The organism is Micromonospora sp. NPDC049282, from assembly GCF_043197045.1.
Taxonomy (GTDB): domain Bacteria; phylum Actinomycetota; class Actinomycetes; order Mycobacteriales; family Micromonosporaceae; genus Micromonospora.
Window position 1 is genome coordinate 272,901 of sequence record NZ_JBICSL010000008.1, and the last position, 8,475, is coordinate 281,375.

Consider the following 8,475-nt stretch of genomic DNA (forward strand, 5'->3'; position numbering starts at 1 on the left):
CGCCGGTCAGGTGGCGGTGGTGACGAGCACCTTGTCCTTGCCGGCCTTCTCCTTGGCGTTCTTCTTCATGGCCGCCTCGAACATCTTGCGCCAGCTGGTCACCTGCGGGTGGCGGCGCAGCAGCGCCCGGCGTTCGCGTTCGGTCATGCCTCCCCACACCCCGAACTCGATCCGGTTGTCGAGCGCGTCGGCCAGGCACTCGTACCGAACTGGGCAGCTCCGGCAGATCCTCTTCGCCACGTTCTGTTCGGCGCCCTGTACGAACAACGCGTCCGGGTCCCCGTTCTGACACGCCGCCAGCGACGGCCAGTCAGTGATCATGCCCATCTGTACACGTCCCCCCTTGCAGTACCTACCGACTTCGCGCGAGCAGCCCCCGAACTTCCCCCTGGTCGTCCGGCCGGCCTCCCCAGGGCGGCACGGACGACGCGTGGCTGCGATCGCCGCCACCATCATGCTGTGTAGTCGCCCGATTACGCAACGTTGTCGGCGAAATCCATCGTTCCGGACATTCCCGGCTTCCCGGGCCTTCATCCGCCGTCTACCCGGCCCCGGTACGGGAAAACGCCACCCCCACTTCCCCGTTCGGAGGAGACTTCTGCGGATCTCACGCAACCTCGCCCCGGGGGTCGTGCGTTTAGCACAACGAGGCCGGCGCGTGATGGAAATGGGGAAAGTTCCCCGTGCGCCCGCCGATCCCTGCTCGCGTACCCTGTCGAGGTGACCTGGATGCGGAAACGTGACCACAATGTGTTTACCAACGCCGCATCGCTGCTGATCTGTGGCCTGTTGGCCGGCGTGGTGGTCGCCGCGGCGGCCTTCCCCGCGGTAGCGATGTCCGGACTTGCCGCCAAGGCGGGCGCCGAGACATTCGGCGCGCTGCCCAAGGAGCTGACGGTGGCCCGGGCCCCGCAGATCACCAACGTGCTCGCCTCGGACGGCAAGACGCCGCTGGCCACGATGTACGACGAGAACCGCAAGGACGTCAAGCTCAAGGACATCTCGCCGTACATGCGGAAGGCCATCATCGCGGCCGAGGACCACGACTTCTACAAGCACAACGGCGTGGACCTCAACGGCGTCGCCCGGGCGTTCGTCAACAACCAGTCCGCCGGCTCCTCGCGGCAGGGCGCGTCCACGCTCACCATGCAGTACGTCCGGCTGGCCATCTCCTACTCGGCCACCCACCCGGCCGACGTGGTCGCCGCCACCGAGGACACCAGCACCCGAAAGCTGCGCGAGATGAGCCTCGCGCTCCAGGTCGACAAGGAGCTCTCCAAGGACGAGATCCTGGAGCGCTACCTGAACATCGCCGCGTTCGGCAACGGCGCGTACGGCATCTTCGCCGCCAGTCAGGTCTACTTCGGCAAGCTGCCCAGCAAGCTCGACATCCAGGAGTCGGCGATGCTCGCCGGCCTGGTCAAGGCGCCGACCTCGTTCGACCCGACCACCAAGTCCGGTTACCCGGAGGCGGTCGGCCGGCGCGACTACGTCATCCAGAACATGGTGCAGATCGGCGCGATCAGCCAGCAGGAGGCGGACGCCGCCAAGAAGATCAAGCTGGTGGTGAAGGACAAGCGCACCCCGAACGGCTGCGTGCAGGCCAACACCAACTCCTGGGGCTTCTTCTGCGACTTCTTCTACCGCTGGTGGCTCCAGCAGGAGACGTTCGGCGCCACCACGTACGACCGGGAGCGGCGGCTGAAGAGCGGCGGCTACACCATCGTCACCAGCCTGGACGTGCAGGCGCAGGCGGCCGCCGACAAGGCCGTCCGCAACCACCTGAGCAACAGCAGCAAGGCGGCCCGGATGGTGGCCGTGATCGAACCCGGCACCGGCCGGGTCCGGGCCGTGGCGGTGAACCGCAAGTTCAAGATCGACGACCCGAAGAACCCGCAGAACAAGATCTCCAGCGATCCGAAGAAGGCCAAGAAGAAGATCCGGGGCAACTACCCGAACACGGTGAACCCGCTGGTCACCGGCGGTCCGGGCATCGCCGGCTACCAGGCCGGCTCGACCTTCAAGATCTTCACGCTGGTGGCCGCGCTGGAGAAGGGCTACCCGCTCAGCTACAGCATCAACGCCCAGCCGATGTTCAAGTCCGACTACCCGGTCGAGTTCAACTCACCGGCCGCCTGCCCGGGCACGAACAAGTACTGCCCGAAGAACGCCAACCCCTCGATGGCCGGCCTGCACACCATGTGGAGCGGCTTCGGCTTCTCGGTGAACACGTTCTTCATCGACCTCCAGCAGCGGGTCGGCGCGGAGAACGTGGTCAAGGCGGCGCAGAAGCTCGGCATCAACTTCCGCTCGTCGAGCGACGCGCAGTTCGCCGCCAACCCGCACCAGTGGGGCGCGTTCAGCCTCGGCGTCTCGCAGACCACCCCGCTCGAGCTGGCCAACGCGTACGCCACGTTGGCCGCCGACGGCAAGTACTGCGAGCCGATCCCGGTGCAGGAGATCCGCGGGCCGGACGGCGACAAGCTCGACATCGCCAACCCGCACTGCGAGCAGCGGGTCAGCACCGAGGTGGCGCGCGCCGCCGTGGACGCGGCCCGCTGCCCGGTCGGTGACCACTCCTCCACCTCGAAGTGCGGCACCCCCACCGCCGGCAACGTCCGCGGGATCGTCAAGGCGCCGGTGGCCGGCAAGTCCGGCACCACCGACTCGGAGAAGACGTCGGCCCTGGTCGCCATGACCAAGCAGTACGCGGTGGCCGGCATCATGGCCGACCCGGACTGGGCGCAGACCAACCAGAAGATGGGCCACGACGTCAAGGACGGCATCAACCCCGCCGTCTACGAGACGCTGCGGGACGCCATGAAGGGCAAGGAACGGAAGAACTTCACCCCGCCGAGCGGCAAGATCGTCATGGGTGACCAGCGCTCGATCCCCGGCGTGAAGTGCCAGTCCGTGGACGCCGCCAAGTCGCGGATCAGCGGCGCCGGCTTCGAGCCGGTCGTCTCCAGCAACAAGGTGCCGTCGGAGTGCCCGGCGGGCACCGCGGCCGGCACCAGCCCGGACGGGCGCACCATCAAGGGCGGCGTGGTCCTGATCGAGGTCAGCTCCGGCCAGGGCGCGCCGAAACCGGGCGATGCCACCGGGCCGGCGGTGCCACCGAACCCCGGCAACGGCCGGCCGGGACGACGCTGACCGGTAACGACGACGACGGGCGGGCACCCCGAGCGGGGGCCCGCCCGTTCCGTTTCCCGACGTACGGTCAGAGGCCGAGCTGGCGGCGTACCTCGGCGGCGACGCGGCCCCCCTCGGCCCGGCCGGCCACCGCGGCCTGGGCCGCCTTCATGGCCGGGCCCATCTGCGCCTTACCGGTGAAGCCACCCGCGGCGAGCGCCCCCGAGACCAGCTCGGCCACCTCGTCGTCGGAGAGCTGCTTCGGCAGGTAGCGCTCCAGCACCTCGCCCTCGGCGGTCTCCTTGCCGGCCTGCTCGGCGCGCCCGGCGTCGGCGAAGGCGGTGGCCGCCTCGCGCCGCTTCTTCGCCTCCTTGGCCAGCACCGCGAGCACCTCGTCGTCGCTGAGCTCGCGCTTCTCGCGGCCGGCGACCTCCGCGTTGCCGACGGCCGCCAGGGCCATCCGCAGCGTGGAGGTGGTCAGCTCGTCGCGCGCCTTGAGAGCGGCGCGCATGTCGGTGGTGAGACGGTCCTTCAGCGTGCTCATGGACGGTGAAACTACCCTGAACACCATGCGAAAGCGCACACTATTCCGGCTCACGGCCGGGACCGTCGCCGCCGGCGCGGCGACCCTGGCCTACGCGTCGCTCGTCGAACGCAACCTGTTCACCCTCCGCCGGTACGACGTGCCGGTGCTCCCGACCGACGCCGAGCCGCTGCGGGTGCTCCACCTGTCGGACCTGCACATGATGCCCAACCAGCGGCGCAAGCAGGACTGGGTGGCCTCGCTGGCGGCGCTCGACCCGGACCTGGTGGTGGTCACCGGCGACAACATGGCCGACCCGGAGGCGGTGCCCGCCGTGCTGCGGGCCCTCCAGCCGCTGCTCGATGTGCCCGGCGCGTTCGTGTTCGGCTCCAACGACTACACCGGGCCGGTGCTGAAGAACCCGTTCGCCTACTTCCTGCCCGACCGGGAGTACACCGAGGGCGTGCCGCTGCCGTACGAGGAGCTGCGCGGCATCCTCACCGGCGCGGGCTGGGTGGACCTGAACAACGCCCGCACCACGCTCAAGGCCGGCGGCCGGGAGATCGAACTGGTCGGGGTGGACGACCCGCACATCGAACGGGACGACTACGAGGCGGTGGCCGGGCCGGTCGGTGACTCCGCCGCGCTGTCGATCGCCCTGGCCCACTCCCCGGAGCCGGCCGTGCTGGACCGGATGGCCGCCGACGGCTTCGGGCTGCTGCTGGCCGGGCACACCCACGGCGGGCAGGTCTGCGTGCCCGGATACGGCGCCCTGGTGACCAACTGCGGGCTGCCCCGGTCGATGGCCCGTGGCCTGCACCGCTGGCCCGGCTCGGACTCCTGGCTGCACGTCTCCGCCGGACTGGGCACCCACCCGACCGCCCCGGTCCGCTTCGCCTGCCCACCCGAGGCGAGCATCCTGACCCTGATCTCCCGCTGAACCGACCGCCCGGCAGCGCAGGGGGTACCGAGTTTGACCCCGGAGACGGGTGGGCTACTATTTGTCGGCACGCCTCGGGGTGTGGCGCAGCTTGGTAGCGCGCTTCGTTCGGGACGAAGAGGTCGTCGGTTCGAATCCGGCCACCCCGACAGAGGTCAGAGGGCACATCCGAGCCATGGATGTGCCCTCTGGTGCTTCTGTACAGCAGTGGAGTACAGCAGCAGCGGTCAGCGCAGGCTCTCGCCCAGGCGCTTGAGGGCGTCGCGGGTGGCGTCCGAGGACGCCTGCGAATAGATCTCCATCGTCACCGACACCTCGGCGTGCCGGAGCACCTGCATGATGACGCGCGGGTGCACGTCCAGGTCGACGAGCAGGGTGGCGCAGGTACGCCGGGCGTCGTGCACGGTGATCTTCCGGACCCCGGCCCGGACACAGCGGGCGTCCCAGGAGCGGTTGAAGTTGCGCGGCTCGACGGGGGTTCCGTAGCGGGTGGTGAACAACAGCGGCGAGCCCTGCCAGGCGATGCCCGCCTCGTCACGGTCGGCCTTCCTCGCGCTCTGACGGAGGTCGAGTGCCGCCGCGCAGATGTCCGGCAGCGGGAGGGTGGCGTCCGAGGTCTGCGTCTTGGTTTCGCGGTGCAGCAGTTGGCCGCCGACCCGCTGCAACTGCCAGCCGATCGACAACTCCCCCGCCGCCAGGTCCACGGCGTCCCCGGTGAGGCCGAGCACCTCACCCTTGCGCAGGCCGAGCACCAGGATCAGCACGTACGCGGCATAGAACGGATCGCGGTCGGCCCGCGCGGACTCCAGGAAGCGACGCGCCTCGTCACTGGTCCACGCCCTGCCCCTGCGGCGACGGACCGGTGGGAGCTTGACCAGGGCGGCGGCGTTGCGGGTGACCAGTTCCTCGGTGGCGGCGTGGTTGAGCGCCGAGCGCAGCACACCCCGGATGTCCTTGACGGTGCGGGCGGACGGCGTGTCACCGCAGCACCGACCGAGCGCGCAGCAGCGCCGCCTGAGTTCCGGGCGGCGGGCGTCCTTTCCCTGGGCGCAGCACTGGCAGGTGCGGGCCACCTCGTTGATCCAGGTCTGCACGTCGCGCACCTGGAGCCGGTCGAGCCGCTTCCCGCCGAGCCCGGGGATGACGTACAGCCGGAGGATCGTCTCGTAGGTGGCGCAGGTCAGCGGCGCGAGGTTGGGGCGCACGACCTCCCGGTGCCAGTAGGTCAGGTAGTCGCCGAGGGTCGGGACCCGGGTGGCGACCGGCCCGGCCTTGGCCTGCTGGTGCAGCTTGATCCACTTGTCGTGGACGGCCTCCCGGGTCTGGCCGTAGACGTACTTGCGGGTCCGCTTGCCGTCAGGCTTGGTGACCCAGACGTACGCGGCGAAGCCGTTGCGGTACGGGAAGATCGAGCCTTCCCCGTTGGCGCGGGTGCGGGCGGGCATCAGGCGGCCTCCTGCCGCTGGACCTGCTCGCGGACGTAGTCGTCGACCCACTCGGGCAGGACGCGGCGGTACTTGCCGTCCTTGATGGAGCGCAGCTCGCCGGTGGCGATCTTCATCTTGACCTTGGACAGGCCGAAGCCGAGCAGGACGGCGACCTCGGCGGGCGAGTACCAGCGCGGGGTGAGGGGTCGGGTCACGCCGCCACCCCCGACCACGCCTCGTGGGCGAGCTCTTCCCGGCCGACGCGTTGGCGTTCCCGGCGTTGGGCGGCGGCGGTGTTGGCGAGCAGGGCGTCGCCGTCGGTCAGCCAGCCGGAGCCGACGAAGGCCAGCGTGCCCACGGTGACCGTGCCGGCGGTGTCGTCACTGTCGGCGGTGCCGGTGTGCTCGGTGCGGCGGTAGGCGGCGCGGGTGTCGCGGAGCAGGCCGAAGGTGACCGAGTAGCGGCGGGCCTTGGTGAGGAAGTGACCGCCGTAGCCGAGCATGTGCGCCCACCGGCGCAGCCCGGCGTAAACGTTGGGTGTGGTGTCAAGGTCGCCTTGACGGTCTTCTGTCTTCCTGGCTGTCCGGGTCATGGGGTGCCGGGTGGGGCGGCCGAGTCGCCAGCAGGCGTCGATGAGGCGGGCGAGGTGGTCGCCTTCCGGGTCGGCGTAGGCGTCGACGGTGTCAGGGGTGAGTCGGGTGGAGCAGTGGCCGGTGACCTCGGTGGACTTCGTGGCGTACTTGGCGAGGTAGGCGGCCACCTTCCCGTCGGTCACGTCGCCGTCGCTGACGCCGATGCGGCGTACGTCGACCTGCTCACCCCAGGCGATCGGCCAGCCCTGCGGGCGGTCGGGGTGCGGCGGGGTGGTGACGGTGATCTGCCGGGCGGCGGCGTGGACGGCGGCGTCGAGGTCGTCGGCGGTGATGCCGGCCGGTGGCGGCGCCAGGGCGTGCCGGTCGTGGGGGTCGACGCCGTCGAGGCGCAGCAGGACGTGGAAGTGCACCGCGCCCCGGCGCTGCATCTCGGCGACCTTGCCGTGGGACACCCGCACCGGAGGCACCCGCCGGATTCGGCCGGATTCGGTGGTGACCTGGACGTGGGGGATGCCGCGTCGGCGGCACACTGCGGTGAGGTGCCGTTCGATGGCCTGTTTCGTGCGCCGCCACAGCTCGCCGGAGAAGTGGTTCCAGACGGCCTGGTGGTCGTGGTCGTAGCAGTCCAGGCAGAGCGGTCGACCGAGCTGCGGATCGTCGGCGTCGTGGCGGGTGAAGCAGGCCGCGGGCTGCCCGTGCGGGCAGGTGCCGGCGGTGCTCCGGGCGCGGCAGGGTGCGGGACGGCAGTCGCAGCGCCGACGGCCGGCGCAGGTGTGTCGGGGGATGTGCCGGTGGTGGACCGGGCCGAAGGATGGCGCGGTGAAGGTCGCGAAGACGACCGGATGGGCGCTGACGGTGGCGGGGATGGTCTTGCCGCCGGTCAGGCCGCAGCGGACGACCTGGAAGGCATCACCGGCATAGACCCAGGCGCAGTCGGGGCACTGGGCGGCACGGCGGTTGCCGCACGCCTTGTAGAGCGTCCGGTCGGGCAATTCGTCGGTGTGCCGTTCGGCCAGGACGCGGCCGGTGTCGGGTTCGACGGCGGTGACGGTGCCGGTCAGGCGGATCGGACGGGTGCAGCCTCCGGCGGCGCGGGTGTGCTCCAGCCAGCCGAAGTAGTCCGGGGCGGCGGCGCGGCGCAGGGCCTGGACGTCACGGCCGGCGGTGAGGGTGGACACGGTTTTCTCCTCAAGGGGTGACAGGGGACGGGCGACGAACTGCCACCGGACGCCGGCGCGGTGTCCGTCCGTGGTGTTCGTGGTGTCTCCTGGCACCGCCGGAGAGGGCGGCTCACGCCGGAGGGCGGGTGTAGGCCATCGGCCTTGGACCGCCGGTGAGCTGGGTTCCTGTGTTCTGAGTGATGCCGGGACGGGTGGGGTGCCTGGTCGTCGGCTTCCGGGGGTTGCCGCAGGCGCTCCCCACCCGTCGAGGTGCGCGAATCCGAGGGCCATCGTGGACGGCGGGAAGGCCGTGCTGGGCCGCTCAGCGGATTCCGGGCCGACACAGCGGCCGGTGCGATCGAGAGCCGGCGGGGCGTGACCCGCGTCAGCGGCAGGAAGGCCGCTCGGCAGCTCCGAAGTCGAGTTCAGCGATCTGGCAGGAAGGCCGCGCTGGCGTGCTCGACGAGGACCAGGGTAGCACCGGGTACCGACACGTCAACCCGCCGTGACCCCGCGTCGAAGGCGCTCGAACCGGATTGCCGCCTGTCTGGTCCCACCACATGCTTGACGGTTCGGCCCCAGGGCATGCTTGACGTTCGGCCTAGTACTCCAACGTCACTTGGCCTGTCTGCCCTGGTAGTGGGATCGGCGGGCTCGGGCTTGGGATGTTCGTCGCCAGATTGACCAGTGCAGGATGTGC

The 8,475-nt window shown here is 70.4% G+C and carries 6 protein-coding genes, 1 tRNA gene and 1 pseudogene; 3 read left to right on the forward strand and 5 right to left on the reverse strand.

All coding sequences use genetic code 11. The features are described from left to right. Nucleotides 1-6: 6 nt before the first annotated feature. On the reverse strand, nucleotides 7-327 hold the full coding sequence (locus ACGFI2_RS16095) for a WhiB family transcriptional regulator (RefSeq protein WP_043327856.1): 321 nt from the start codon (nucleotides 325-327) through the stop codon (nucleotides 7-9). A 633-nt stretch (nucleotides 328-960) separates the two neighbouring features. Between ACGFI2_RS16095 and ACGFI2_RS16100 the strand changes: the two are divergent. After that, nucleotides 961-2,676, forward strand: a pseudogene (locus ACGFI2_RS16100) (transglycosylase domain-containing protein); the annotation flags it as partial. A 544-nt stretch (nucleotides 2,677-3,220) separates the two neighbouring features. Here the strand turns inward: ACGFI2_RS16100 and ACGFI2_RS16105 are convergent. After that, entirely contained in the window at nucleotides 3,221-3,676 is a 456-nt protein-coding gene (locus ACGFI2_RS16105) for a GatB/YqeY domain-containing protein (protein WP_393516901.1), read from the reverse strand. A gap of 25 nt (nucleotides 3,677-3,701) precedes the next feature. On the opposite strand from ACGFI2_RS16105, the gene ACGFI2_RS16110 reads away from it, so the two are divergent. Together ACGFI2_RS16110 and ACGFI2_RS16115 are read left to right on the forward strand one after the other, a co-directional pair. Then, the gene (locus tag ACGFI2_RS16110) at nucleotides 3,702-4,595 is read left to right on the forward strand and encodes a metallophosphoesterase (protein WP_393516903.1); all 894 of its coding nucleotides are present in this window, start codon (nucleotides 3,702-3,704) and stop codon (nucleotides 4,593-4,595) included. A 75-nt stretch (nucleotides 4,596-4,670) separates the two neighbouring features. Continuing rightward, nucleotides 4,671-4,744, forward strand: a tRNA-Pro gene (locus tag ACGFI2_RS16115). Between the two features lie 78 nt (nucleotides 4,745-4,822). Here the strand turns inward: ACGFI2_RS16115 and ACGFI2_RS16120 are convergent. Genes ACGFI2_RS16120 through ACGFI2_RS16130 form a run of 3 tightly spaced genes read right to left on the reverse strand, consistent with a single transcriptional unit; the run spans nucleotide 4,823 to nucleotide 7,793 of the window. Beyond that, nucleotides 4,823-6,040 (reverse strand): tyrosine-type recombinase/integrase, encoded by a 1,218-nt coding sequence (locus ACGFI2_RS16120; RefSeq protein WP_393516906.1) that lies wholly within the window; start codon nucleotides 6,038-6,040, stop codon nucleotides 4,823-4,825. Beyond that, nucleotides 6,040-6,237, reverse strand: coding sequence for an excisionase family DNA-binding protein (locus ACGFI2_RS16125; RefSeq protein ID WP_393516909.1), 198 nt, complete (start codon nucleotides 6,235-6,237; stop codon nucleotides 6,040-6,042). The genes ACGFI2_RS16120 and ACGFI2_RS16125 overlap by 1 nt, the downstream gene beginning before the upstream one ends. Next, entirely contained in the window at nucleotides 6,234-7,793 is a 1,560-nt protein-coding gene (locus ACGFI2_RS16130; RefSeq protein ID WP_393516912.1) for a replication initiator, read from the reverse strand. The genes ACGFI2_RS16125 and ACGFI2_RS16130 overlap by 4 nt, the downstream gene beginning before the upstream one ends. Between the last annotated feature and the right edge of the window lie 682 nt (nucleotides 7,794-8,475).